This is a genomic window from Pseudarthrobacter siccitolerans, from assembly GCF_001046895.1.
GTDB lineage: Bacteria > Actinomycetota > Actinomycetes > Actinomycetales > Micrococcaceae > Arthrobacter > Arthrobacter siccitolerans.
Genome location: NZ_CAQI01000044.1, coordinates 149,034 through 174,530 on the forward strand (window position 1 = coordinate 149,034; position 25,497 = coordinate 174,530).

Here is a 25,497-nt window from a genome sequence, read left to right on the forward strand (position 1 = left end):
CACAATAGTGTCGTAATTTAGTCCCGCGTTCCAGTAAGGGCAGGCTGGCCTGTGCTGCCGCTTCCCGCCGTTCCCGGAGGACCGGAGAAAATACTACATCCCGTAGAATACTGGGGTGCGATCCCCCCAATCCCCGGTTCTGTCCATCAGCGGGCTAGTTAAGGATGTCGGCCCGCTTGCCAGCCTGGACGGAAAAATGCTCCGGGTGGTGAGCGGCGTCTCCCTCATTGCCGAGCGCGGCCAGGTGACCGCGCTGCTGGGTGCCAACGGCGCCGGAAAAACCACCACCCTCGAGTGCGCCCAGGGGCTCCAGAAGCGCAGCGGAGGCACTATCTCGCTGCTGGGCCAGGACCCCGCGACGGCCGGGGCGGACCTGCGCTCCCGCGTCGGTGTGATGCTCCAGGACGGCGGGCTGCCGCCGTCGTCCAGGCCCGTTCCCCTGCTGCGGCACATCGCCGGACTGTACGAACGCCCGTGGCCCGTGGACGACCTGATCCGGCGGCTGGGCATTGATACTTTCAGCCGGACCACCGTCCGCCGCCTCTCCGGGGGGCAGAAGCAGCGGCTGGCCCTTGCTGCGGCGTTGATCGGCAGGCCGGAAGTCCTGTTCCTGGATGAGCCCAGCGCCGGCCTGGATCCGCAGTCGCGCCAGCTCGTGTTCGACCTGATCACCGAGCTTCGGGATGCCGGGATGGGGATCGTTCTCACCACGCACCTGATGGACGACGCCCAGCGCCTGGCCGACTACGTTTACATCATCGACGGCGGCAGGAACGTTGCCGAGGGAACCGTCCAGGAATTGCTCCAGCGCAATCCCGGTGTGGAGGCCGGCGCCGAACACGTCCGCACCCTTGAGTTTGAGGCTGCCGCGGGATTGGATTTCGACGGCGTCCTGCCCGAAGGCATCGCTGTCTCCGAGACCCGCGCCGGCAGCTACTCAGTGACCGGCAGCCTCACTCCCGCCCACCTCGCGGCCCTCGCCCGCTGGTGGGAAGCGCACAACATCATGCCTGCTTCCATGAGCCTGCAGGCGCGTAGCCTTGAAGACGTCTTTCTGGATATCTCGGGAAAGGACATCCGATGAACGGGACAGCCTCCGGTGCCCCTTCCGCTGATGCCGGCAGCGCACCCATGGCCGCGCTGGGCGGAGTGTCCGGCGGCCAGCGGCCCGCATTCCTGCTGCGCCGTGTGCTGCTGCAGGGCAAATACGAGGCCCTGGCCATGCTTCGCAACGGCGAGCAGCTGATCCTGGCAGTGGTGCTGCCGCTCCTGGCCCTCGTAGGCCTGACGGTGACGCCGTTCCTGGACGGGATGGGCGGCAGCCGAGTGGACGTTGCGGTCCCCGGAATCCTGGCACTGTGCGCCATGTCCACGGCATTCACGGGCCAGGGCATCGCCACCGGTTTCGACCGCCGGTACGGGGTGCTCCGCTTCCTTTCCACCACGCCGCTGGGCCGCGCCGGCCTGATCGCCGGCAAGGCACTTTCGGTCCTGGCCGTGCTCTGCCTGCAGGTCGCCGTCGTCAGCGCCGTTGCCTTCGCCCTGGGCTGGCAGCCCGCGGCAGCCGGCTGGGTGCCCGGCCTGCTGCACCTGGCGCTGGGCGCGGCCGCTTTCACCGCACTTGGCCTTCTGGTGGCCGGAACAGTCCGGCCTGAAGCCACCCTGGCCATCACCAACCTGCTGTGGATCCTGCTGGGTGCCCTGGGCGGAATCGTCATCCCGGCGGAACGGCTGCCCGCCGGCCCCCAGTCACTGGTGCACTTCCTGCCCTCAGGTGCCCTGGGTGAATCCCTGCGCGAAGCTTTCCTTGGCGGTGCGCTCGACGGCGGCGCCGCCCTCATCCTGCTGCTTTGGACGGTCATTGCCGGGGCAGCAGCCATCCGTTGGTTCAAGTGGAATTGAGATATCCGTGAGCACGGCGTCACGCCTCCCCCAGTTCGTAAACCGTCTGTCATCCCGGCTGCCGCGCACCGTGGACGTCCGGGTGCGGCGCCTTGCCGTTGCTTCGCTGATCGGGCAAACCCTCCTGGTGGTAACCGGCGGAGCGGTCCGCTTGACGGCCTCCGGCCTGGGCTGCCCCACGTGGCCCCGTTGCACCGACAACTCCCTGGTGAACACCCCGGAAATGGGGATCCACGGTTTCATCGAATTCGGCAACCGGCTCCTGACCTTCGCCCTGGCGGCCGTGGCGGCCCTGATGCTGGTCTACCTGTGGAACCTCCGCAAGGAGCGCCGGGACCTCTTCCTGCTGGCCCTGGGCCTGCTGGCCAGCATTCCGGCCCAGGCCGTGATCGGCGGCATCACGGTGCTCACGAACCTCAACCCCTGGGTGGTGGGGCTGCACTTCCTCGTGTCCATGGCCCTGGTGGTGTTTGCCACGCTGCTGGTGAACCGCGCCTTCGGCCGGACCGGCCGGTTCCTCTCTGCCCGCCACCCGGCACTGCCGGGGATCATGCGCCCGGTGACGGCCGCCGTCGCACTTTTCTCCGCCATTGCCGTAATGCTCGGCGTGGTGGTCACCGGAGCGGGCCCGCACGCCGGCGACGCAGATGCTCCGCGCAACGGGCTGGACTGGGACCTGTTCTCCCACATCCACGCCGTGCCCGCCTACCTGATCACGGCCGGGACCGTCGTCGCGCTGGCGCTCGTGGTCATGCGGCGGATTAGCGGGCCTTTCCGCGCCGCTGTGCTGGGGCTCCTCGGCGTGACCGTCCTGCAGGCCATTATCGGCTTCACCCAGTACTACAACGGTATTCCGGCCCTCCTGGTGGCAGCCCACATGCTGGGGGCCGCGCTGCTGATGGTGGCGGCGACCAACGCCTGGGATCTCGCCAAAGCGAGCCCGGTGGAGTAGCTTCCCGCCACTCTAAACGACTCGCCCCCGGTTCGAAACGAACCGGGGGCGCTGCTATATCACCGCTGACGCATAAGCCGCAGGTGGGCTTAGTTGCCTGTCAGCGGGCGAACGCCGGTGCAGCAGATGGTGCGGCAGCCTGGGCAGGATCGAGGAACTGGATGCCGTCCCGCTCCACCAGCAGCACGCGGGCTGTGGCGATGTCGTAAAACAGGCCGGTTGCCTGCACCCTGCCCGCGGCGAGTTCAGGGCCGACCACCGGATGGCGCTCCAACTTGCGCAACTGAACGGCCACATTCACCATGGCCAACTGGTCCACCCGGTTGTAGCCGGCGGCCTCAGCGGCCATCGCTACGGGATGGCCCGCGAGTTCCCGGTAGCTGGGGCGCGAGTGGTTGAGCCAGGCATCGAAGCCGCGGCCGAGCGAAGCGTTGCCGTTTTCCTCGGCATCCGCGATCAGTGCCTTCATCGCACCGCAGTTCGAGTGCCCGCCAATGACGATTGAATCCACACCGAGGGCCTTCACCGCGAAGGACAGGGCCGAGTCGATCGACGCGTCCTGGCCATCGTGGCACACCACGTTGCCGATGTTCCGCAGGGTGAGGAGGTCCCCGGGCCCGCTGCTGGTGATCAGGTTGGGGTTCACGCGCGAGTCAACGCAGGCAACAAAGAGGGTGTCCGGGTTCTGGCCTTCCACCAGGTCCTGGACGAGGGGTTTGACCTGGTCGGCGAAGCGGCGGTGGTATTTGTTGATCCCGTCCAGGAGGGATCCCAGCGGCCCGGCTTCCCTGCCGGCCGGGCCCGCGGCTCCATCCCCGGCGGTTCCGGAGGACCCGGCGGACTGCCAGGAGGTCCTGGGCGGAAGCGGAAGCTCCCGGGCTTCCTGCCGCTGCGGTGTCCGGTGTGCGGCGTCCTGGAAGAGGGTGTTTCCGTGTTCCTCAAGGCGGACAGATCCCCCGGCCGCTTCGTGCTGCTTCTGCCAGGCGATCAGGGCCTCGCGGAAGGCATGGTCCACGTAATCCGCGTTCAGCTCCACCACCGTCTCGGTTCCTGCGGGAACCGAGTGCAGCACCCGGTTCAGCCGCGGCAGGGCGAAGAAGCTGCAGGAGCCGCCGATGGTGACGCGCCAGGGGGCCGACGCCGAGACGGGCTGGTGTGCGTGGACTGCGGCCCGGAGCACACGCCACAACACGCTGGCCGCGGCAAGTGCCAGGCCGATCATGACGCCTTCGAGCAGGTTCAGGAACACCACGCAGAGGAGGGTCACCACGTAGATCAGGAGGTCGCCGGTGCGCAGGCTGGTGCGGATGTCGGCAACCTTGATGAGGCGGGCACCAATGATCACCAGTAGCCCGGCCAGGACGGACAACGGAATCAGCTGGATGAGTCCGGCGAAAATGGCGGAGAAGGCCAGGACCCACACGCCGTGCAGGACTGCTGAGGCTCGGGTGGCTGCTCCTGCCTCCACGTTCGTGGCACTGCGCACAATCACGCCGGTTACCGGCAGGCCACCCAAAGAGCCGGAGAGGATATTGGCCGCCCCCTGGCCCACAAGCTCGCGGTTGAGGTTGGTGCGCGCCCCGGTATGCATTTTGTCCACGGCCACCGCGGACAGCAGGGATTCGATGCTGGCGATCAGGGCCATGGAGATGACGGCGAAGGCGACGGCACGCCAGTTGCCCTCGGGCAGTTGCGGCAGCGCAACGGCGTCGAAAATGGACCCCTCGAAGGAGATGCGCTGGACGCCCGGTGCGAACGCAACAGAGAGGGCAGTGCCGGCAACGACGGCAGCCAGCGGCCCGGGAACGCGGCGCACCGCTGCCGGGAGGTACTTCCAGCCCAGCAGGATGCCGACGACGGTGAGCCCCAGCAGGGCTGCGTGAAGTTCGACGTTGGTAATGGCCGCGGGCAGTGCGCCGAGGTTCTCCAGTGCGGATCCGGCCGGCTGGGAACCCAGCAGGACGTGGATCTGCTGCAGGATGATCGTGATGCCGATGCCGGCGAGCATCGCCTTCACCACCACGGGCGAGACGGCCAGCGCGGCCCGCCCCACCCGGCTGATGCCCAGCAGCAGCTGCACGACGCCGGCCGCAGCGGTGATTGCGCAGGTCACCTGCCAGCCGAACTCCTGGACCAGGCCGGCCACCACTACGGTGAGCCCAGCAGCGGGGCCGCTCACCTGGAGCGGGGACCCGCCCAGGCTCCCGGCCACGATGCCGCCGATGGCGGCGGCAATCAGCCCGGCCATGATAGGCGCGCCGGAGGCTGCGGCTATGCCGAGGGAAAGCGGGAGCGCAACAAGGAACACCACGAGTGACGCCGGCACGTCGGCGCCGAGATGTTTTAGGAAGCCGGGCCGCCCGGACTTCAGGACGCCCTTTCCTGGTGTCGGCGGGCTGTGGACCGCAGTGGGGACGGTGGAGGGATCGGGCGCCTGTGCCATGGATTTTCCTTTGCTCGCGGGCAGGATCCATTCCACAGTAACCAGATCGTCACAGTGTCTGACATTAAACGTGACGGACATGACAAAGTTGTCAACCCCGCGAAAAGAGTTCGGCTGTCCGGGGAACTTCACGGGAGTACTGGTCGTCGCGGACCGACAAGACAGCGCGCCGGTATGGGAGGGGCCACGAGTGAGCGCGCGTTGGTGACCAGGCGGCCATGAGTGAGCGCGCGTTGGGAGCCGGGGTGGTTAAACGACTCCGGTGGTTGAGCCGGTCGAAATCAGGGTTTCAACAGACTCAACCACCGGAGCGTGGACGGTGTACTGTCAGCCGGCCAACACCGCGGGTCCGACGAACGGATCCACCGCGAGGGCAATAAAGAGCAGAGTGAGATAGCTGATGGAACCATGGAAGACCTTCATGGCGCGCTTGTCCGAGATGTCCTCGCGCTGGGCCCGGTTGTAAAGGGAGTGCGATTCGTACAGGAACCAGGCACCGGCCAGAACAGCGGTGACGGTGTAGACCCAGCCTGCCCCGCCGGCGGGAATCATGAGCAGCGAGCAGGCCACCATGGCCCAGGCGTAGAGGACCACCTGGACGGAAACCACCTTGGCGCCGGCGATGGCTCCGAGCATGGGGACGTTGGCGTTGCGGTAGTCCTCGCCGTAGCGCATGGACAGCGGCCAGTAGTGCGGCGGCGTCCAGAGGAAAATCACCATAAAGAGGATGACAGCGGGCCACTCCACCGAGTTGGTGACGGCAGCCCAGGCGATCAGCACCGGGAAGCAGCCTGCGGCGCCGCCCCACACGATGTTCTGCGCTGTGCGCCGCTTGAGGATGATCGTGTAGATCACTACGTAGAAGAAGATGGCGGCCAGTCCCAGCCAGGCGGACAGCGGGTTGGCCCCGAACCACAGGATGGCGATGGCTGCCGCGCCGAGGAGCCAGGAAAAGACCAGGGCTTCACGCGGCGTGACTTCGCCGGTGACCAGCGGGCGGTTCTCGGTGCGGTGCATCAGCTTGTCGATGTCGCGGTCGATGTAGCAATTGAAGGCTCCCGCGCTGCCGGCGGCGAAGGCGCCGCCCACCAAGGTGGCCAGGATCAGCCCGATGGAGGGAAAGCCGCGTTCGGCGTAGATCATGGTGGGCAGGGTGCTGACCAGCAGCAGTTCAATCACGCGGGGCTTGGTGAGGGCGAGATACGCCTTTGCCTTACGGGCAATCCCGGCACTCGACCGGGATGCGTTCAGCGGCGTATCTGTTGTGCTCACGGTGGCAGTCACCCGTTCTGTTGGCAGTTCTGTCTGGCTGTCCAGCTTTGTCATGAGGCCCTGCCCTTGCGGGCGCCCGCGGAACCATCAGTAACGTGATCCGCGCGCCTTCCGGGAGTTCCGGCGGCCGGAAAGGTCCGCAACCCGGCGCTGGCCTCCAAATATCATACCGTGCTGCTCCCCTCCCAACGGCCCGCCACGTCCCCGCGGCAATCGGCCCCCATTTGGTGCTGATGATTGCTCGCGCACCGATTCGAGCAGATTAACTCAACCTCACTTCAGAGGGATTCATATAAGCGGAAATTGCGTCCACAACGTGAGATTTGGGCCGCCCGGAGAATGGAATAGAGCTAAGCTGTCAAACAGATCAGCACGCAGCAAGGAAGCGGTGGAAACCGCATTCCCAGGTTGGCCAGTGGCTGAGTGAAAGATCAACGTTTCGATGGTGAACGGCTGGTACACACCGCAGCGGGCGCCACACAGCGTGCCTTTAAACGGAACCCGTGTGCCGCCTGCCACCAGCACAGAGAGGGGCCCGGTTTTCGTGCCACATTTGGAAGAGCAAGAACTGTCTTGGACCGACCTGGACCAGCGCGCGGTGGACACCATCCGCGTCCTGGCTGCGGACGCGGTGGAGAAGGTGGGTAACGGCCACCCCGGAACGGCTATGAGCCTGGCGCCGGCCGCGTACCTTCTCTTCCAGAAGCTGATGCGCCACGATCCCCGCAATCCGGAGTGGCTGGGCCGTGACCGTTTCGTCCTGTCCCCGGGGCACACCTCACTGACGCTTTACATCCAGCTGTTCCTCTCCGGCTACGGCCTGGAACTGAAGGACCTCGAGGCCCTGCGCACCTGGGGTTCGCTGACTCCGGGCCACCCTGAGTACAAGCACACCGCCGGAGTCGAAATCACCACCGGTCCGCTGGGCCAGGGCCTGGCGTCCTCGGTTGGCTTCGCGTACTCCCAGCGCCGCCAGCGCGGCCTGTTCGACGCCGACGCCGCCCCGGGGACCAGCCCGTTCGACCACACCATCTGGGTGATCGCGTCCGACGGCGACCTGCAGGAAGGCGTCACGGCAGAGGCTTCCTCGCTGGCCGGGCACCAGGAGCTGGGCAACCTCGTTGTTGTCTACGACGAGAACCACATCTCCATCGAGGACGACACCGACATCGCCTTCACCGAGGATGTGCTGAAGCGCTACGAGGCCTACGGCTGGCACGTCCAGCGCGTGGACTGGACCAAGACCGGCGAATACAAGGAAGACGTGCAGGAGCTCTACTCCGCGCTCCTGGCCGCCAAGGCTGAAACGTCCAAGCCCTCCATCGTCTCCCTGCGCACCATCATCGGCTACCCGGCCCCCAAGAAGCAGAACACCGGCAAGATCCACGGCTCTGCCCTCGGTGCCGAGGAAGTCGCAGCACTCAAGGAAGTCCTGGGCTTCGACCCGGCCAAGTCCTTCGACGTTGACCAGGAAGTCCTGGCCCACGCCCGTGCCGTGGTGGACCGCGGTGCAGCCGCCCGCAAGGAATGGGAAGAATCCTTCAACGCCTGGCAGGCGGCCAACCCCGAAGGCGCGGCCCTGCTGCAGCGCATCGAGGCCAAGGAACTGCCCGAAGGCCTGGACGCCGCCCTTCCGGTCTTCCCGGCCGGCAAGGACGTCTCCACCCGCGCCGCCTCCGGCAAGGTCCTGAACGCACTGGGCCCGGTCCTGCCCGAACTGTGGGGCGGTTCCGCGGACCTCGCGGAGTCGAACAACACCACCATCGAAGGCTCGCCGTCGTTTGTTCCCGCCTCCAAGCAGACGGACGCCTGGAAGGGCAACCCCTACGGCCGCGTCCTGCACTTCGGTATCCGCGAACACGCCGCGGCCTCGATCGTGAACGGCATCAGCCTGCACGGCCGCACCCGTGCGTTCTCGGGCACGTTCCTGATCTTCAGCGATTACCAGCGCCCGGCGATCCGCCTCGGCGCCCTGATGGGTGTCCCGTCCCTGTACGTCTGGACGCACGACTCCATCGGCCTGGGCGAAGACGGCCCCACCCACCAGCCGGTGGAACAGCTCGCCTCGCTGCGCGCCATTGTGGGCCTCGACGTGGTCCGCCCCGGCGACGCCAACGAAGTGGCTGTTGCCTGGAAGACCATGCTGGAAAACCACAGCAACCCCGCCGGCATTGTGCTGACCCGCCAGAACATCCCCACCTGGGAGCGCGGCGAAGGCCAGGCCGACGGCGACACGTTCGGTTCCGTGGCCGGCGTCGCCAAGGGCGGCTACGTCCTGGCCGAAGCGTCCAAGGACGGCGCCACCGTTCCGGCCGACGTGCTCCTGATCGCCACCGGCTCCGAGGTCCAGCTGGCCGTCCAGGCCCGTGAAACCCTGCAGGCCGAAGGCATCGCCGCCCGCGTAGTCTCCATGCCGTGCGTTGAATGGTTCAACAAGCAGGACGCCGCGTACCGCGAGTCCGTGCTGCCCGCGGCTGTCAAGGCGCGCGTGTCCGTTGAAGCAGGACTTGCCCTTGGCTGGAAGGAATTCGTCGGCGACGCCGGCCGTTCCGTCAGCCTCGAGCACTACGGCGCTTCCGCCGACTACAAGCGCCTCTTCCAGGAGTTCGGCATCACCGCGGAAGCAGTAGCCGCCGCTGCCAAAGACTCCCTCGCCGCCGCCCAGGCCTAACAACCGATTTCTGAGGAGATAAACACCATGACTACTCCCACACAGCAGCTCTCCGAGGCCGGAGTTTCCATCTGGCTCGATGACCTTTCCCGCGGACGCCTCGAAACCGGCACCCTGCGCAAGCTCATCGAAGAGAAGAACGTGGTTGGCGTGACCACCAACCCGTCCATCTTCCACGCCGCCATCACCTCCGGCACGGACTACGACGCCACCATCGCCGCCCAGGCAGCAGCCGGGGCCAGCGTCGAGGACACCATCTTCGAGATCACCACCACCGACGTCGCCGACGCCTGCGACCTCTTCGCACCCGTGGCAGCAGCCACCAAGGGTGTCGACGGCCGCGTGTCCATCGAAGTCGACCCGCGCCTGGCCTGGGACACTGCCGGCACCATCGCCGAAGCCAAGCACCTGTACAAGAAGGTCAACAAGGACAACGTCCACATCAAGATCCCCGCCACGCTTGAGGGTCTTGAGGCAATCACCGCAACCCTGGCCGAGGGCATCAGCGTCAACGTGACACTGATCTTCTCCCTGGAGCGCTACCGCGCCGTCATCAACGCCTTCCAGGCCGGCTTGGAACAGGCCAAGGAAAACGGCCACGACCTCTCCAAGATCCACTCCGTGGCTTCCTTCTTTGTCTCCCGCGTGGACACCGAGATCGACAAGCGCCTGGACGCCATCGGCACCGACGAAGCCAAGGCCCTCAAGGGCAAGGCCGGCGTCGCCAACGCCCGCCTCGCCTACCAGGTCTACGAAGAGCTCTTCGCCACCGAGCGCTGGGCCCTGCTGGCCGAGGCCGGCGCACTCCCCCAGCGCCCGCTGTGGGCCTCCACCGGCGTCAAGGACCCGGCCTACCCGGACACCCTCTACGTCACCGAACTCGTTGCATCCGGCGTGGTGAACACCATGCCGGAGAAGACCCTGGACGCCACGTTCGACCACGGCGTGGTCACCGGCGACACCATCACCGGCAACTACGCGGAAGCCAACGCCACCCTCGACGCTCTCGAGAAGCTCGGCATCTCCTACAACGACGTCGTCGCCATCCTCGAATCCGAAGGCCTGGACAAGTTCGTGGCCAGCTGGAAGGAGCTGCTCGGCGACGTCGAGGGCGCCCTGGCCTCTGCACGGAAGGCTTCCTAACCAACAATGAGCACACTCAGCTACGAAGCCACCGGTGCCGCACAGCAGGCACTTGAACAGCACATTCCCGCCCTGGTGGAGGACCGGATCGCCACCCGGATCTTCGCGAAGGACCACACGCTGTGGGGTCCCGACGCCGAATCCGAGTCCGCGATCCGCCTCGGCTGGGTTGAGGCGGCCACCGTCTCGCAGCCGCTGGTAAAGGAGATCCTGGAACTCCGTGACGCCCTCCGGGCCGAAGGTGTGACCCGCATCGTGCTGTGCGGCATGGGCGGATCCTCGCTGGCTCCGGAGGTCATCGCCGGTACCGCCGGCGTCGAGCTGACTGTGCTGGACAGCACGGACCCGGACCAGGTCCGTGCTGCCCTGGCGGACCGGCTGGAAGAGACCGCCATCGTGGTCTCCTCCAAGTCCGGTTCCACCGTTGAGACCGATTCCCAGCGGAGGGTCTTCGAGAAGGCGTTCAACGACGCCGGCATCGATGCCGCGAGCCGGATCATCATCGTCACCGATCCGGGCTCCCCGCTGGACAAGGCGTCCTGCGAGGCCGGCTACCGGGCCGTCTTCAACGCCGACCCCAACGTCGGCGGCCGCTTCTCCGCCCTGACCGCGTTCGGCCTGGTGCCTTCAGGCCTGGCCGGCGTGGACATCCAGGCCTTCCTGGACGAGGCCGAGGAAGCAGCCGAGGTCCTCAACGAGGATGCCCCCGAGAATATCGGCCTGGCGCTGGGAACCGCGCTGGGCGGGACCAGCCCGCTGCGCAACAAGATCGTTATCGCCGAGGACGGTTCGGGCATTGTGGGCTTCGCCGACTGGGCTGAGCAGCTGATCGCCGAGTCCACGGGCAAGCTGGGCACCGGCGTCCTGCCGGTGGTGGCAGGTCCTTCTTCACCTGAAGTGACCTCTGGCGCACCGGATGTCCTTGTGGTGCGGCTGGTGGCCGCTGACGCCGACGTCGAACTCGGTGAGAACGAGGTTGCCATCGCCGGGGGCCTGGCCGCGCAGATGATGGTCTGGGAGTTTGCCACGGCCGTGGCCGGCCGCCTGCTGGGCATCAACCCGTTCGACCAGCCGGACGTGGAGGCCGCAAAAGTGGCCGCCCGCGGCCTGCTGGACGCGCAGCCCGAGCCCACCCCCGCAGCTTTCGTTGACGGTGCCATCGAGGTCCGCGGCGGCGACTGGCTGGGCGGTGCTTCCACTGCGGAGGGCGCCGTCAAGGCGCTGCTGGACACGCTCGAGGCAGACAGCTACCTCAGTGTCCAGGCCTACTTTGACCGGCTGGCCTTCGCGCAGCTGGAAGGCGTCCGCGACGAGCTCGCGGCCGTCACCGGCCGTCCGGTGACGTTCGGCTGGGGCCCCCGGTTCCTGCACTCCACCGGCCAGTTCCACAAGGGCGGCCCTGCAATTGGTGTGTTCCTCCAGGTAACCGCTGCTGCTGCGGAAGACCTTGCCATTCCGGAGCGTCCCTTCACCTTCGGGAAACTGATTGCCGCGCAGGCCGCCGGCGATGCCCAGGTCCTCAGCGAGCACGGACGTCCAGTGCTTCGCCTGCACCTGACCAACCGTGCCGCCGGTGTGGCACAGTTGCAGGACATCATTGCTGCGCTGTCCGCCAGGTCAGCCTCCGTCACCGAAAGCTAAGGCACAAAGCAACATGCCAGAAACTGAATACGGCAGGTCGCCCGGGACGCGTCCCGGCAAAACGCTGCGTAATCCGCTCCGGGATCCCCGTGACCGCCGTTTGAACCGGATTGCCGGTCCGTCCTCGCTGGTGCTCTTCGGAGTTACCGGGGACCTTGCCCGCAAGAAGCTCATGCCGGCCGTGTACGACCTGGCCAACCGCGGGCTGCTGCCGCCGAGCTTTGCGCTGGTGGGCTTTGGACGCCGGGAGTGGACTGACGAGGACTTCGCCGCCCAGGTGAAGGCCTCCGTGCAGGCCTATGCGCGCACACCGTTTGATGAGGCGGTGTGGAACCAGCTTTCCGAGGGCATCCGCTTTGTCCAGGGCGAGTTCGACGACGACGGCGCCTTTGAGCGTCTCGGCGAGACCATCAAGGAACTCGATGATGTCCGCGGTACCCGCGGCAACCACGCGTTCTATTTGTCGATCCCGCCGAAGGCATTCGAGCAGGTCTGCCGGCAGCTGTCCAAGCACGGCCTGGCGCAGGCCGAGGGGGACAAGTGGCGGCGCGTGGTGATCGAGAAGCCGTTCGGGCACGACCTTGAGTCGGCCCGGAAGCTGAACGACATCGTGGAGTCGGTATTCCCGCAGGATGCGGTGTTCCGGATCGACCACTACCTGGGCAAGGAAACGGTCCAGAACATCCTGGCGCTGCGGTTCGCGAACCAGCTGTTCGAGCCGTTGTGGAACGCGAACTACGTGGACCACGTCCAGATCACCATGGCCGAGGACATCGGCACCGGCGGCCGGGCAGGGTATTACGACGGCGTGGGCGCGGCCCGCGACGTGATCCAGAACCACCTGCTGCAGTTGCTGGCGCTGACGGCGATGGAGGAGCCCATTTCCTTCAACGCCGATGACCTGCGGGCGGAGAAGGAAAAGGTCCTCGCCGCCGTCAAGCTCCCAGAGGACCTGTCCACCCACTCCGCGCGGGGGCAGTTCACCGGCGGCTGGCAGGGCGGCGAGCAGGTCCAGGGCTACCTGGAGGAAGAAGGCATCCCGGCCAATTCCACCACCGAAACGTTCGCGGCGATCCGGGTGGACATCCACACCCGCCGCTGGTCCGGTGTGCCGTTCTACCTGCGCGCCGGAAAGCGGCTGGGCCGGCGCGTGACAGAGATCGCGGTGGTGTTCAAGCGCGCCCCGAACCTGTTGTTCCGTGACCACGGGGAGGATGACTTCGGCCAGAACGCCGTGGTGATCCGGGTCCAGCCTGACGAGGGCGTGACCATCAGGTTCGGCTCCAAGGTTCCGGGCACGCAGATGGAAGTCCGCGACGTGACTATGGACTTCGGCTACGGGCACTCCTTCACCGAATCCAGCCCGGAAGCGTATGAGCGGTTGATCCTGGACGTGCTCCTGGGCGAGCCGCCGTTGTTCCCGCGGCATGAGGAAGTGGAGCTGTCCTGGAAGATCCTTGACCCGTTCGAGGATTACTGGGCCACCCTGGACGAACAGCCCGAACCCTACGCCCCCGGCTCCTGGGGCCCGGCCAGCGCCGATGAGCTGCTGGCCCGCGACGGACGAACCTGGAGAAGGCCATGATTGTAGACCTGCCGGACACCACCACCTCGAACGTTTCCAAGAAGCTCATGGCCCTGCGCGAGCAGGGCGGCGTGATTGCCCTGGGCCGGGTACTCACCCTCGTGGTGGTCACCAAGTCCGGGCTTGAGGAAGAAGCGATCGAGGCCGCCAACGATGCCAGCCGGGAACACCCCTGCCGGATCATCGTCCTGGCCGACGCCGGAGCCGACGCCGATGACCGGCTGGACGCCCAGATCCGGGTGGGCGGTGACGCCGGCGCGTCCGAGGTGATCGTGCTGCGCGGCTACGGCCAGCTCGCCCGCGAGTCCGAGTCCCTGGTCGCAGCGCTGCTGCTCCCGGATGCGCCGATCGTGGCCTGGTGGCCGCACGGCGCCCCGGAAAACGCCTGCGAAACCTCCATTGGCCGGATCGCACACCGCCGGATCACCGACTCCGCCAACGAACCCGACCCTCAGGCGGCACTGGCCCGGATCCACAAAACCTACCGGGCCGGCGATACAGACCTGGCCTGGACCCGCCTGACCAACTGGCGGATCCAGCTCGCGGCGGCCCTGGACGAAGTGGACTCCTCGCCGGTGACTGCCGTGGCCGTCGAGGGTGCGTCGGACTCCCCGTCCACCATCCTCCTCGCGGCCTGGCTCACCCTCGCCCTGGAAGCACCGGTGACCATCGTGGCGGATCCTGCCGGGACCGGTATACGGCGCGTCCGGCTCACCCGCCACGGCGGCGACGTCCAGCTCTTCCGCCCGGGACTGTCCGTGGCCGAACTGACCCAGCCGGGCCAGCCCGCCCAGCGCATCTCTCTGCCGCGCCGCAGCCTTCGGGACTGCCTGGCCGAGGAGCTGCGGCGCCTGGACCCGGATGAAGTCTTCGGCGAAGTGATTACTATGGGACTGCCACGTACCAATCTAAGGAGCGTCCGACCCAGTGAGCGTTGAGCCAAGAGTAAGCATCCATCCTGATTCGTCGGTGCTGATGGCAGCCATTGCGGCCCGCCTGATTACCAAGCTTGTTGATGTGCAGGACAAATATGGTGAAGCTACCGTGGTGCTGACCGGCGGCACGGTGGGCATCGGGACGCTTAAGGCTGTTGCTGACTCTCCGGCTGCTCCCGCGGTTAACTGGTCGAAGGTCAATTTCTGGTGGGGTGATGAGCGGTTCGTCGCCTCCGGAGACAATGACCGGAACACCAAGCAGGCGTACGACGCGTTGCTCTCGCACATCCCGGTGGACCCTGACCGTGTCCATGAGCCCGGCTCGTCGGACCAGTTTGGCAGCCCGGAGGAGGCAGCGGAGGACTATGCTCGCCGGTTGCGGGAGGCCGCAGCCGAGGAACATGCAGCCGACATGTCTGATGACCGGCCGGAGGAGCCTTCCGCGCTCCCCCGCCTGGACGTTGTCCTGCTGGGTGTTGGACCCGACGCGCACATCGCGTCGCTCTTTCCGGAGCAGGCCGGCATCCGGGAGAAAACGCGTACCGTGGTGGGCGTCCGGAATTCGCCCAAGCCTCCTCCCCTGCGGGTCTCCTTGACGCTGCCGGCCATCAATACGGCGGCGGAAGTGTGGATGGTAGTGGCCGGGGAAGACAAGGCCGGCGCTGTGGGCCTGGCCCTGGCCGGCGCCAACCCGGTCCAGGTTCCTGCTGCGGGTCCCCGCGGTACCTCACGGACCCTGTGGCTTATTGATGAAAATGCCGCGTCACGCGTCCCGCAGCAACTCGTCCGGAAGGACGCTGCGGGCGCGTAGCTTTTCCACCGCTCCAGCCAGGAGGTCTTCGGCGTCCTGGCTGGAGCGCCGCTCTTTAACGTATTCCAGGTGGCTCTTGTAGCCGTCCTCGAGGCTGTCCGCATCAGCGGGCGCCGCGCCGTCCCTTGCCGCTGCCACACCGCACCGCCGGCAGTCCCACACCGCCGGGATCTGGTCCTCGGGGAGTTTGAGGAACACCAGCTGGGTTTCGTGTCCTTTGGCGCACCAGTAGGAGATCCGGATCCGCGGAAGGCTGTTCCCGTGCTCCCCCGACTCGAGGCTAGTTCCTGTTCCTGCCGTTGCACCCGCACGGGTGCCACGGAAACCTGATGTTGGATGGATCATCGCCGGCTCCTGCCGTGTTAAACAGAACTGTGGCTGCCGGGGAACCGACAGCCACAGTTTAGTTCGCGGACCGGCGCGGCGGCAGTGCCCGCGCGGAACGTTTTATCCGGAGGTCAGGAGTCTCCGCTGCCGGTGAATCGCATAATAAGTCCCAGGGCGATGATAACGATGCCCCAGGTGACGCCGAGGATGATGGTGAACCGGTTCAGGTTCCGCTCGGCAACCCCTGAGGAGCTCAGGCCCGAGCTCATGCCGCCACCGAACATGTCGGACAGTCCGCCGCCCCGTCCTTTGTGGAGGAGGATGAGCAACGTCAGCAGGAGGCTGGTGATGCCAAGGAGGATCTGCAGAATGACATGAAGAACGTCCACGACGGCCTTTCAGAAAGTTGGAATGCGGGAGTGTGCGCGGCGGGACGGACTAGTCCGTCACCAGGTGACTCTCGAACCTGACAATATTAGCAAACTCGGCCGGATCGAGGCTTGCGCCACCCACCAGCAGGCCGTCCACGTCGCGTTCCTTCAGGATGGCGGCGGCGTTGTTGGCCTTGACCGAACCACCGTAGAGGAGCCGGGTCTTGGCAGCCGTTGCGGCATCGAACAGGGACTCCAGCTCGGTGCGGATGGCGGCGCACATTTCCTGTGCGTCTGCCGGTCCGGCAACCTCGCCCGTTCCGATGGCCCACACGGGCTCGTAGGCCACCACAAGTTCGGCGGCCTGCTCCGGGGTCAACCCTGCGACGCCGGCGCGGAGCTGGGCAAGGGTGTGCTCGACGTGCGTGCCAGCCTGGCGGATCTCCAGGCCTTCGCCCACGCAGAGCACGGGAACGAGGTTGTGCTTGAAGGCAGCCTTGACCTTGGCATTGAGGACGTCGTCGGACTCGTTGTGGATGGTCCGCCGCTCGCTGTGGCCCACCAGGACGTACTTGCAGCCCAGCTTATTCAGGAACTGACCGGAAATGTCGCCCGTGTAGGCCCCGGAATCGAACTGGGAGAGGTCCTGGCCGCCGTAGGCAACATCGAGGTCGTCACCCTGGACCAGCGTCTGGACGCCGCGGAGGTCGGTGAACGGCGGGAAGACGGCTACTTCAACCCGGCTGTAGTCGTGCTTGGCGTCCGAGAGGGTCCAGGCTAGTTTCTGCAGGAGGGTGATGCCCTGGACGTGGTCCATGTTCATTTTCCAGTTGCCCGCGATGAAGGGCTTGCGGTCAAAAGCGCCGTTCGTTGACGATGTCACGTGTTCTCCAAAAAAGTCTTTGATATGAGTTCGGCCGGCAGGCTGCCGCGGGGCAACCTGCCGGCCGGAGGACGTCCGGTACTGGTATCGGACGCAGTTACTACCGGACGGTGTTGCTACCGATCGAGGACGCTGAGCCCCGGGAGTTCCTTGCCTTCGAGGTATTCCAGGCTGGCACCGCCGCCGGTGGAAATGTGGCCGAACTGGTTATCCGCGAACCCGAGGGTGCGGACTGCGGCGGCGGAATCGCCGCCACCCACCACGGTGAAGGCTCCGGTCTCCGTCAGAGCCTGGGCGATGGCACGGGTACCGGCGGAGAACGCCTCGAACTCGAAGACGCCCATGGGGCCGTTCCAGAAGACGGTCTTGGCACCCTTGATCCGCTCGGCGAAAGCAGCCGCCGAGTCAGGTCCGATGTCCAGGCCGATGCCCTGGGCGCCGAAGCCGCTGCCTTCGATGGCGTCCGCGGCAACTGTCTCGTGGGCGGCGTCAGCGGCGAACTTCTCCGCCACCACCACGTCCGTGGGCACCACGAATTCGGTACCGGCGTCCGCTGCGCGCTTCAGGTAGTCCTGAACCACGGGGATCTGGTCTTCTTCCAGCAGGCTGGAGGCAACCTTGTGGCCTGCCGCAGCCAGGAAGGTGAACAGCATGCCGCCGCCTACCAGGATGGTGTCTGCCTTGCCCAGCAGGTTCTCGATGACCGCGAGCTTGTCCGAGACCTTGGAGCCGCCCAGCACCACCACGTAGGGGCGCTGGGTGTCCGTGGTGAGCTTGCGCAGCACCTCCACCTCGGTGTGCACGAGGTCGCCCAGGTAGGACGGCAGCCTGGTGGCGACGTCGTAAACGCTGGCGTGCTTGCGGTGCACGGCACCGAAGGCATCATCCACGTAAGCCCCGTTATCGCCGGTCAGGGCCACCAGCTCGTCAGCGAAGGCGCCACGCTCGGCGTCGTCCTTACTGGTTTCGCGGGCGTCGAAGCGCACGTTCTCCAGGACCAGCACTTCACCGTCCTGGAGGGAGGCGGCAGCTTCCTTGGCGGAGCTGCCCACGGTGTCCCCGGCAAGCGAGACCTTGAAACCGGCCAGCTCGGCCAGGCGGGTCACTGCAGGGCGCAGGGAGTACTTTTCCTCCGGGGCGCCCTTGGGGCGGCCGAGGTGGGCTGTTACCAGCACGCGGGCACCGGCGTCCGTGAGCTTTCGCAGGACTGGCAGTGAGGCCTTGATCCGGCCGTCGTCAGTCACTGTAGAGCCGTCGAGCGGCACATTCAGGTCACTTCGAACCAGAATGTACCGCCCGCGGACACCTTCAGCGATCAGTTCGTTGAGGGTGTTAGATGTCATGTGTCTAACCCTAGCCCAGCTTGGATGCGACAAGCTCCGTAAGGTCAACGAGGCGGTTTGAATAGCCCCATTCGTTGTCATACCAGGAAACAACCTTGACCTGGTTGCCGATCACCTTGGTCAGGCCTGAGTCGAAGATGGACGAGGCGGGGTCGCCGACGATGTCGGAGGAGACGATGGGCTCGTCGGTGTAGGTCAGGAAGCCCTGCAGTTCCTCGGACTCGGCAGCGCGCTTGAGGGCGGCGTTGACTTCCTCCACGGTGGTCTCGCGGGAGACGGTGACGGTGAGGTCGGTGGCGGAGCCGGTGGGAACGGGAACGCGGATGGCGTAGCCGTCCAGCTTGCCCTTCAGCTCGGGCAGGACCAGGCCGATGGCCTTCGCAGCACCCGTGGAGGTGGGGACCATGTTGACGGCTGCAGCGCGTGCACGGCGCAGATCCTTGTGCGGGCCGTCCTGCAGGTTCTGGTCTGCGGTATAGGCGTGGACGGTGGTCATCAGGCCACGCTCGATGCCGAATTCGTCGTTGACCACCTTGGCCAGCGGGCCCAGGCAGTTGGTGGTGCAGGAAGCGTTGGAGATGATGTGGTGCGTCGCGTTGTCGTAGAGGTTGTGGTTAACACCCATCACGATGGTGATGTCCTCATCCGAAGCGGGGGCGGAGATCAGGACCTTCTTGGCGCCGGCGTCAATGTGCTTCTGCGCATCGGCGGCCTTGGTGAAGAAGCCGGTGGATTCAATCACGATGTCCACGCCCAGCTCGCCCCACGGGAGGTTCGCGGGATCGCGCTCTGCCAGGACCTTGACGACGTTGCCGTTGACGACGATGTTGCCGTCCTTGACCTCGATGGTTTCCTTCAGGCGGCCGCCCACGGAGTCGTACTTGAACAGGTGGGCCAGGGCCTCCGGGCTGGTGAGGTCGTTGACTGCAACGATCTCCAGGTCCGCGCCCTGTGCCAGGGCTGCGCGGAAGTAGTTGCGGCCAATACGGCCAAAGCCGTTGATACCAATACGGGTCGTCACTTTTTCAGTCTCCTTGGTGCTTTGAGAAGCACAACTAGTTGAGCGGGCTATCAAGCCAACTAACAGATCCCGCACGCCATTGGGCAGAGATGATTTACAAACGGAGGGCGACCAGCCTCATTGCTGAAGGCTAACCGCCTTCCGTGACCTATCTTACGTTTAACTGGGTCCGCCCCCGCAAGTGCGGGGGCGGACGGTCCACATCGCGGTTGGTTTAAGTCCGAATGTGAAGTTTGTTACACCGGGGTGCAGCCCGCTACCGGAGGGTGATGAGTCCGGTGGCGTTGGTGCGGGCAGCTTCGAAGCGCTTGGCGACGTCGGCCCAGTTCACGATGTTCCAGAACGCCTTGACATAGTCGGCCTTGACGTTGACGTAGTCCAGGTAGAAGGCGTGCTCCCACATGTCCAGCATCAGCAGCGGGGTGGTGCCCAGTGCGGTGTTGCCCTGCTGGTCGTACAGCTGCTCGATGACCAGGTTGCCACCGATGGGCTCGTAGGCCAGGAAGCCCCAGCCGGAACCCTGCAGGCCGAGCGCGGCTGCGGAGAACTGGGCACGGAACGCGTCGAAGGAGCCGAAAGCGTCGTCGATGGCAGCAGCCAGCTCACCTTCGGGCTTGTCGCCGCCGTCCGGGGAGAGGTTGTTCCAGAACACGGAGTGGTTGATGTGTCCGCCGGTGTGGAACGCGAGGTCCTTGGACAGCCGGTTGATGTTGGCGAAGTCGCCCTTCTCGCGGGCTTCGGCCAGCTGGGCCAGGGCGTTGTTGGCGCCGGCCACGTAGGCGGCGTGGTGCTTGCTGTGGTGCAGCTCCATGATGCGCGCAGAAATGTGCGGCTCCAGGGCAGCGTAGTCGTAGCTGAGTTCAGGCAGTACGTACTCGGTCACAAAATCCTCCAATATCGTGGACCCTTGGTCCGGTTGGTAACTCTCGGATTGTGCATCCGGGCGTCTGGCGCCCGGAATCTTTTTGATTCTATGGGCCGTTTACTCGTCCAGCATTTCCGGCGTCACATTGGCGTCCGTTCCCGGGATGCCCAGGTCAAGGGCACGCTTGTCCGCCATGGCCAGCAGCCGGCGGATCCTTCCGGCGATGGCGTCCTTGGTCATCACGGGATCGGCCAGCCGGCCCAGTTCGTCCAGGCTTGCCTGCTTGTGCGCCACCCGGAGTTCGCCGGCGTACTTCAGGTGCTCCGGCACGTCGTCGCCGAGGATCTCCAGCGCCCGGTCAACCCGGGCGCCTGCAGCGACGGCGGCCTGCGCTGAGCGGCGCAGGTTGGCGTCGTCGAAGTTGGCCAGGCGATTGGCCGTGGCGCGGACTTCCTTGCGCATCCGGCGTTCCTCCCACACCATCAAGGCATCGTGGGCGCCCATCCGGGTGAGGAGGGCAGCGATGGTATCGCCGTCGCGGATGACCACACGGTCCACACCCCGGACCTCGCGGGCCTTCGCCTGGATGTCCAGGCGCCGGGCGGCGCCCACCAGGGCCAGCGCCGACTCCGGGCCCGGGCAGGTAACCTCCAGCGAGGAGGAGCGGCCGGGTTCGGTCAGTGAGCCGTGGGCCAGGAAGGCACCCCGCCACACTGCTTCGGCGTCGGCTGCGGAGCCGTTGACGACGGCGGACGGCAGCCCCCGCACGGGGCGGCCCCGGCCGTCCAGGAGCCCTGTCTGCCGTGCCAGCGCCTCGCCGTCGCGCACCACACGGACCACATAGCGGCTGGCGCGGCGCAGTCCCCCGGCGGAGACCACAATGATTTCGCTCTGGTGCCCGTAGACTTCGGCGATGGCCGCGCGGAGGCGGCGGGCCGTTGAGGCCAGGTCCACTTCGGCTTCGATGACGATCCGGCCGGAGATGATGTGGAGCCCGCCGGCGAAGCGCAGCATGGCTGAGACTTCCGCTTTCCGGACTGATGACTTCTTGATGTCCAGACGGGAAAGTTCTTCCTTGACTGATGCTGTCAGTGCCATGGCACCTTCCTAACTGTTCCCGAAAATGTCGTGGTACGCCGTGGCCAGACGCAGGGGGTCATGGACGGGTCGGCGGCCCGACGCCCCTACTTTACCCAAGACAACCTCGGCTCCGATCATCGCGGCGGCCTTCTGGAACTCCGGCAGGTCGGGAACGGACGCGGGGTCGGCGAGGACCACGTCAACGCTGAACTCCGGGGCGTACCGCCGCAGGACGTGGAGGTGGTCCGCGGCCGTCATGCCGCTGGTTTCCTTGGTGTCTGTGGCCAGGTTCATGGTCAGGAGGCGCTTGGCCGGGGTGTGGCACAGCGCCTGCCGCATCTCGGGGAGCAGCAGGTGCGGCAGCACGGAGGTGTACCAGGAGCCCGGTCCCAGGATCACCCAGTCCGCCAGTTCGATGGCGGAGAGGGCTTCCACGCAGGCGGGTGCGGCTTCGGGCAGGAGGCGCACCGCCTCCAGCGAACCGGCCACGGCACACCGCGCCTGGCCATGGAGGGTCTCCAAATGGGAGGTTCCGTCCGCGGCGGTGACCCGCACGTCGCCTTCGATGGTCAGGGGCTCGGTGGACATGGGCAGGACCTGGCCGCGGGCCCCGAGCAGCGCGCCCGCCCACCGGAGCCCGGCGACGGCGTCGCCAAGCAGCTCCCAGAGAGTAACGATCAGCAGGTTCCCCGTGGCGTGGTCGTCCAGCGAGCCGCCCGGGCCCTTTCCAGGGCGGAAGCGGTGCTGCATAACATCCCGCCACGTTCGGCCCCAGTCCGTGTCGTCGCACAGGGCGGACAGGGCCATCCGGAGGTCTCCCGGCGGGAGGACGCCGTACTCGTCACGCAGACGCCCGGAAGATCCGCCGTCGTCCGCCACTGTGACGATGGCCGTCAGCTCACTGGTGAGCAGGCGCAGCGCCGAGAGGGAGGCCGACAGGCCGTGGCCGCCGCCAAGCGCTACAACGTTCCGCCCTTTGACCTGCGGGTTCGCGGCCGTCGCGGCCGGTGGAACCAGCGGCAGGGCACCGGTGAAGAGCGACATTACTCCCGGCCCAGGTCCCGGTGCGTGGTGGTCACGGTGACGCGGGGAAACTGGGCCAGTTTCTTGGAAAGCTCGACGGCGACCGCCACCGAGCGGTGTTTGCCGCCCGTACAGCCCACGGCAATGGTGGCGTAGTGCTTGTTCTCGCGGCGGTAGCCGTCCAGGACGGGCTCCAGCGCCATGACATAGCGGTCCACGAAGTTCTTGACGCCTTCGGCTTCGAGGACGTAGTCGCTGACGTCCTTGTCCAGCCCGGTGTGCGGGCGCAGCTGGGGCACCCAGTGCGGGTTGGGGATGAAGCGCACGTCCGCCACGTAGTTGGCGTCGACCGGCAGCCCGTACTTGAAGCCGAAGCTCATGATGTTCAACCGCAGGGCCACCGGGCCGGTCTCACTGAAAAGCTCGGTAATGGCGGTGGCCAGGCCGTGGACGTTGTAGCCCGAGGTGTCCAGCACGACGTCGGAGCTGTCGCGCAGTTCCTGCAGCAGCTCCCGTTCGGCGGCGATGCCGTCGAGGATGCGGCCGCCGCCCTGCAGGGGGTGCGGCCGGCGTCCCTGTTCAAACCTGCGGACCAGCACATTGTCGCTGGCATCGAGGAAAAGGACGCGGAAGGTCACACCGCTGGCAGCCAGCGCGCCCAATGCTGCGCGGATGTCCGCGAAGAGTCCCTTGCTGCGCACATCGATGACCACGGCCAGCCTGGGGATGGACTGCGGCGCGTGTGAGACGAGCTCGGCGAGCGTGCCCAGCATCTGCGGCGGCAGGTTTTCCACGACGTACCAGCCATGGTCCTCGAGCGCGTCAGCAGCTGTACTCCGCCCGGCTCCGGACATCCCGGTGACCACCAGCAGTTCCGCTTCGAGCGGCTTGACGGGCTGCATCCCGTCCTCGCCTGCTCCGGATTCCGCCGTTGTGTCTGCCATTAAGTCCGCCCCGTTTCTTCAGTTGCCTGGTGGGGCGGCCTGCGTTGGCCCGCACCCCTCCCCAACCCTAGCTAAGAATCGCTGAAGTCCGCTAAGTTTCAGTGGACGTGGCTGGATTTTGGTCAATCTACTGAACTTTTTGCGCACTCCGGCGTGGCCCGGAACACCGTCAGGTTTCGATGACCTCGCCGGTGGTCATGTTGATCGCGGGCACCGGGGCCGCTTCGGGTCCGCTGCCGGAGAAGTGGTTCACGATGGCGCTGGCCAGGGCCGGGCCGATGCCCTTCGCTTCGGAAAGTTCCGCAGCCGACGCTGCCTTGACGCCTTTGACGGATCCGAAGTGCGCCAGGAGGGCTTTCCGTTTGGAAGCTCCCAGCCCCGGTACGCCGTCCAGGGCGGAGACGGTCATGGCCTTTCCACGCTTCTGCCGGTGGAACGAGATGGCGAACCGGTGGGCCTCGTCGCGGATCCGTTGCAGCAGGTACAGGCCCTGGGACGTGCGGGGCAGGATCACGGGGAAGTCGCTGTCCGGCAGCCAGACTTCCTCCAGCCGTTTGGCCAGGCCCACCACGTAGACGTCGTCGATCCCAAGGTCCGCGAGGGCGCGGGCCGCTGCATTCACCTGGGGCTTGCCGCCGTCCACCACCACCAGGTTTGGCGGATAGGCGAACTTGGCCCGCGGCGCCGGCGTGGTGGTGTCCAGCAGGGCGCCGTCCTGCCGGACCGCTGCGTCAGCTGCTTTCGCCTGGCCGGGTCCTGCCTGGACGGGTTCTGCCTGATCCGGTCCAGCTCCTGCAACGCCAGGGTCTCCTGCGTTGAGGACGGATTCGTCCACCTGCGCCGACTTGTCCTTCAGGTAGTGCCGGAACCGCCGGGTGAGGACGTCGTGCATGGCCGCAGTGTCATCGGACGCCGCGTCGCCGGTGATGGAAAACTTCCGGTAATCGGACTTCTTGGGCAGCCCGTCCTCCACCACCACCATGGAGGCCACGACGTTCGTGCCCTGCACGTGCGAAACGTCAAAGCATTCGATGCGCAGCAGCGGCACGGGCAGGTCCAGGGCCTCCTGGAGTTCCTGCAGCGCCTGGGACCTGACGGTGAGGTCGCCGGCGCGGCGGGTCTTGTGGAGTTTGAGGGCATGTTCGGCGTTTTCGCGGACCGTGGACATCAGCGCGGCTTTGTCGCCGCGCTGCGGCACCCGGATGTCCACCTTGGCGCCGCGCATTCCGCTGAGCCAGACCGTCAGTTCCGCCTCGTTACTGGGCGCGACAGGCACCAGCACCTCGCGGGGCAGCCTGCCGTGGCTCTGGTCCTCATCCCCGTACACCTGCTGCAGGAGGTGTTCCACCAGGTCAGGAGTGGTGGAATCCTCCACCTTCTCCACCACCCAGCCGCGCTGGCCGCGGATCCGGCCGCCGCGGACATGGAAAACCTGGACGGCGGCTTCCAGCTCGTCCTCGTGGAGGGCGAAGACGTCAGCGTCGGTGTCTTCCGCGAGTACCACCGCGTTGCGTTCAAAGACCTTGCGAAGCGCGGTGATGTCATCGCGCAGGCGCGCCGCCCGCTCGTAGTTCAGCTCGGACACGGCTTCGGCCATCTGCTTTTCCAGCTTACTGATGAAACGTTTGGCTTCGCCGCCCATAAATGCGCAGAAATCCTCGGCGAGGGCCCGGTGGTCGTCCGGCGAGATCCGGCCGACGCAGGGTGCGGCGCACTTATCAATGTAGCCCAGCAGGCAGGGCCGGCCGCTGGCCTCGGCGCGCTTGAACACGCCGGCACTGCAGCTGCGGACCGGAAAGACGCGGAGCAGGGTGTCCATGGTTTCCCGGATGGCACCGGCGGTGTAGGGGCCGAAGTAGCGGGTGCCCTTTTTCTTGTCTCCGCGCATCACCTGCACCCGCGGATACTTTTCGCCCATGGTTACAGCGAGGTAGGGGTAGGTTTTGTCATCCCGGAAGACAACGTTGAACCGGGGCTTGAATTCCTTGATCCACGTGTATTCCAGCTGCAGCGACTCCAGCTCGCTGCCTACCACGGTCCATTCCACACTGCTGGCCGCATGGACCATGGCATAGGTCTTGGGCAGCAAACCGGCGGGGTTGGCGAAGTACGAGTTCAACCGGGAGCGGAGGCTTTTCGCCTTGCCCACGTAGATAACGCGTCCGTTCGGGTCGCGGAACCGGTACACCCCCGGGTTGGTGGGAATTTCGCCCGTTTGGGGCCGGTAACTTGCTGGATTTGCCACCTATCCATTCTACTGAGGCACGCGGGGTGCCTTGGCAGGC

General features: G+C 66.3%; 21 protein-coding genes. 9 read left to right on the forward strand and 12 right to left on the reverse strand.

All coding sequences use genetic code 11. From position 1 onward, the window contains the following. Nucleotides 1-115: 115 nt before the first annotated feature. The 3 genes from ARTSIC4J27_RS11490 to ARTSIC4J27_RS11500 are packed head-to-tail and all read left to right on the forward strand — an operon-like array spanning nt 116 to nt 2,854. Complete coding sequence (locus ARTSIC4J27_RS11490; RefSeq protein WP_050055332.1) at nt 116-1,084, forward strand: ABC transporter ATP-binding protein; 969 nt, start codon at nt 116-118, stop codon at nt 1,082-1,084. 47 nt (nt 1,085-1,131) lie between these two features. Then, nucleotides 1,132-1,902 (forward strand): ABC transporter permease, encoded by a 771-nt coding sequence (locus tag ARTSIC4J27_RS11495; protein WP_050055589.1) that lies wholly within the window; start codon nt 1,132-1,134, stop codon nt 1,900-1,902. 7 nt (nt 1,903-1,909) lie between these two features. Next, nucleotides 1,910-2,854 carry a COX15/CtaA family protein gene (locus tag ARTSIC4J27_RS11500; protein WP_050055333.1) on the forward strand — a complete coding sequence of 315 codons (945 nt, stop codon included), beginning with the start codon at nt 1,910-1,912 and terminating at the stop codon, nt 2,852-2,854. A gap of 100 nt (nt 2,855-2,954) precedes the next feature. On the opposite strand, the gene ARTSIC4J27_RS11505 is transcribed toward ARTSIC4J27_RS11500, so the two are convergent. Continuing rightward, nucleotides 2,955-5,297 (reverse strand): SulP family inorganic anion transporter, encoded by a 2,343-nt coding sequence (locus tag ARTSIC4J27_RS11505; RefSeq protein ID WP_050055334.1) that lies wholly within the window; start codon nt 5,295-5,297, stop codon nt 2,955-2,957. A gap of 327 nt (nt 5,298-5,624) precedes the next feature. Further along, nucleotides 5,625-6,581 (reverse strand): heme o synthase, encoded by a 957-nt coding sequence (locus ARTSIC4J27_RS11510; protein WP_050055590.1) that lies wholly within the window; start codon nt 6,579-6,581, stop codon nt 5,625-5,627. A gap of 541 nt (nt 6,582-7,122) precedes the next feature. Between ARTSIC4J27_RS11510 and tkt the strand changes: the two genes are divergently transcribed. From tkt to pgl, 6 genes are read left to right on the forward strand one after another with little or no spacing between them, the layout of a single operon-like run. Then, complete coding sequence (gene tkt, locus ARTSIC4J27_RS11515) at nt 7,123-9,240, forward strand: transketolase (RefSeq protein WP_050055591.1); 2,118 nt, start codon at nt 7,123-7,125, stop codon at nt 9,238-9,240. A gap of 27 nt (nt 9,241-9,267) precedes the next feature. Next, the gene (gene tal / locus ARTSIC4J27_RS11520) at nt 9,268-10,383 is read left to right on the forward strand and encodes a transaldolase (protein ID WP_050055335.1); all 1,116 of its coding nucleotides are present in this window, start codon (nt 9,268-9,270) and stop codon (nt 10,381-10,383) included. A gap of 6 nt (nt 10,384-10,389) precedes the next feature. Further along, nucleotides 10,390-12,024: a glucose-6-phosphate isomerase gene (locus ARTSIC4J27_RS11525; protein WP_050055336.1), complete on the forward strand. Its 1,635-nt coding sequence runs from the start codon at nt 10,390-10,392 to the stop codon at nt 12,022-12,024. 13 nt (nt 12,025-12,037) lie between these two features. After that, nucleotides 12,038-13,609: a glucose-6-phosphate dehydrogenase gene (gene zwf, locus ARTSIC4J27_RS11530; RefSeq protein ID WP_050055337.1), complete on the forward strand. Its 1,572-nt coding sequence runs from the start codon at nt 12,038-12,040 to the stop codon at nt 13,607-13,609. Beyond that, entirely contained in the window at nt 13,606-14,547 is a 942-nt protein-coding gene (locus tag ARTSIC4J27_RS11535; protein WP_050055338.1) for a glucose-6-phosphate dehydrogenase assembly protein OpcA, read from the forward strand. Before zwf ends, ARTSIC4J27_RS11535 begins: the two co-directional genes overlap by 4 nt. Then, nucleotides 14,537-15,355: a 6-phosphogluconolactonase gene (pgl, locus tag ARTSIC4J27_RS11540; RefSeq protein WP_050055339.1), complete on the forward strand. Its 819-nt coding sequence runs from the start codon at nt 14,537-14,539 to the stop codon at nt 15,353-15,355. Before ARTSIC4J27_RS11535 ends, pgl begins: the two co-directional genes overlap by 11 nt. On the opposite strand, the gene ARTSIC4J27_RS11545 is transcribed toward pgl, so the two are convergent. The 10 genes from ARTSIC4J27_RS11545 to uvrC all read right to left on the reverse strand — a co-directional run bounded on the left by ARTSIC4J27_RS11545 (nt 15,308) and on the right by uvrC (nt 25,457). After that, nucleotides 15,308-15,700, reverse strand: a complete 393-nt coding sequence (locus ARTSIC4J27_RS11545; protein ID WP_050055340.1) for an RNA polymerase-binding protein RbpA — start codon at nt 15,698-15,700, stop codon at nt 15,308-15,310. The two genes, pgl and ARTSIC4J27_RS11545, sit on opposite strands and share 48 nt — an antisense overlap. A gap of 113 nt (nt 15,701-15,813) precedes the next feature. Further along, nucleotides 15,814-16,071: a preprotein translocase subunit SecG gene (gene secG / locus ARTSIC4J27_RS11550; RefSeq protein WP_050055341.1), complete on the reverse strand. Its 258-nt coding sequence runs from the start codon at nt 16,069-16,071 to the stop codon at nt 15,814-15,816. Nucleotides 16,072-16,120: 49 nt separating this feature from the next. After that, entirely contained in the window at nt 16,121-16,936 is an 816-nt protein-coding gene (tpiA, locus tag ARTSIC4J27_RS11555; RefSeq protein WP_050055342.1) for a triose-phosphate isomerase, read from the reverse strand. A 116-nt stretch (nt 16,937-17,052) separates the two neighbouring features. Then, a complete protein-coding gene (locus ARTSIC4J27_RS11560; protein ID WP_050055343.1) occupies nt 17,053-18,279 on the reverse strand; it encodes a phosphoglycerate kinase in 1,227 nt (408 codons plus the stop codon). Between the two features lie 10 nt (nt 18,280-18,289). Then, nucleotides 18,290-19,300 (reverse strand): type I glyceraldehyde-3-phosphate dehydrogenase, encoded by a 1,011-nt coding sequence (gene gap, locus ARTSIC4J27_RS11565; protein ID WP_050055344.1) that lies wholly within the window; start codon nt 19,298-19,300, stop codon nt 18,290-18,292. Between the two features lie 256 nt (nt 19,301-19,556). Beyond that, nucleotides 19,557-20,183 carry a superoxide dismutase gene (locus tag ARTSIC4J27_RS11570; protein ID WP_050055345.1) on the reverse strand — a complete coding sequence of 209 codons (627 nt, stop codon included), beginning with the start codon at nt 20,181-20,183 and terminating at the stop codon, nt 19,557-19,559. A 99-nt stretch (nt 20,184-20,282) separates the two neighbouring features. Then, nucleotides 20,283-21,263 (reverse strand): DNA-binding protein WhiA, encoded by a 981-nt coding sequence (whiA, locus tag ARTSIC4J27_RS11575; protein ID WP_050055346.1) that lies wholly within the window; start codon nt 21,261-21,263, stop codon nt 20,283-20,285. A gap of 9 nt (nt 21,264-21,272) precedes the next feature. Continuing rightward, nucleotides 21,273-22,289: a gluconeogenesis factor YvcK family protein gene (locus ARTSIC4J27_RS11580; RefSeq protein WP_050055347.1), complete on the reverse strand. Its 1,017-nt coding sequence runs from the start codon at nt 22,287-22,289 to the stop codon at nt 21,273-21,275. Next, on the reverse strand, nt 22,289-23,212 hold the full coding sequence (rapZ, locus tag ARTSIC4J27_RS11585; protein ID WP_050055348.1) for an RNase adapter RapZ: 924 nt from the start codon (nt 23,210-23,212) through the stop codon (nt 22,289-22,291). The genes ARTSIC4J27_RS11580 and rapZ overlap by 1 nt, the downstream gene beginning before the upstream one ends. Nucleotides 23,213-23,381: 169 nt before the next feature. Further along, a complete protein-coding gene (gene uvrC / locus ARTSIC4J27_RS11590) occupies nt 23,382-25,457 on the reverse strand; it encodes an excinuclease ABC subunit UvrC (protein WP_050055349.1) in 2,076 nt (691 codons plus the stop codon). Between the last annotated feature and the right edge of the window lie 40 nt (nt 25,458-25,497).

Bases quoted from the DNA above. Each gene is read 5' to 3' on its own strand.
- ARTSIC4J27_RS11495 (WP_050055589.1), top strand. From the start codon at position 1,132: ATGGCCGCGCTGGGCGGAGTGTCCGGCGGCCAGCGGCCCGCATTCCTG.
- ARTSIC4J27_RS11505 (WP_050055334.1), bottom strand. From the start codon at position 5,297: ATGGCACAGGCGCCCGATCCCTCCACCGTCCCCACTGCGGTCCACAGC.
- tal (WP_050055335.1), top strand. From the start codon at position 9,268: ATGACTACTCCCACACAGCAGCTCTCCGAGGCCGGAGTTTCCATCTGG.
- ARTSIC4J27_RS11525 (WP_050055336.1), top strand. From the start codon at position 10,390: ATGAGCACACTCAGCTACGAAGCCACCGGTGCCGCACAGCAGGCACTT.
- zwf (WP_050055337.1), top strand. From the start codon at position 12,038: ATGCCAGAAACTGAATACGGCAGGTCGCCCGGGACGCGTCCCGGCAAA.
- ARTSIC4J27_RS11535 (WP_050055338.1), top strand. From the start codon at position 13,606: ATGATTGTAGACCTGCCGGACACCACCACCTCGAACGTTTCCAAGAAG.
- ARTSIC4J27_RS11545 (WP_050055340.1), bottom strand. From the start codon at position 15,700: ATGATCCATCCAACATCAGGTTTCCGTGGCACCCGTGCGGGTGCAACG.
- ARTSIC4J27_RS11560 (WP_050055343.1), bottom strand. From the start codon at position 18,279: ATGACATCTAACACCCTCAACGAACTGATCGCTGAAGGTGTCCGCGGG.
- whiA (WP_050055346.1), bottom strand. From the start codon at position 21,263: ATGGCACTGACAGCATCAGTCAAGGAAGAACTTTCCCGTCTGGACATC.
- ARTSIC4J27_RS11580 (WP_050055347.1), bottom strand. From the start codon at position 22,289: ATGTCGCTCTTCACCGGTGCCCTGCCGCTGGTTCCACCGGCCGCGACG.
- rapZ (WP_050055348.1), bottom strand. From the start codon at position 23,212: ATGGCAGACACAACGGCGGAATCCGGAGCAGGCGAGGACGGGATGCAG.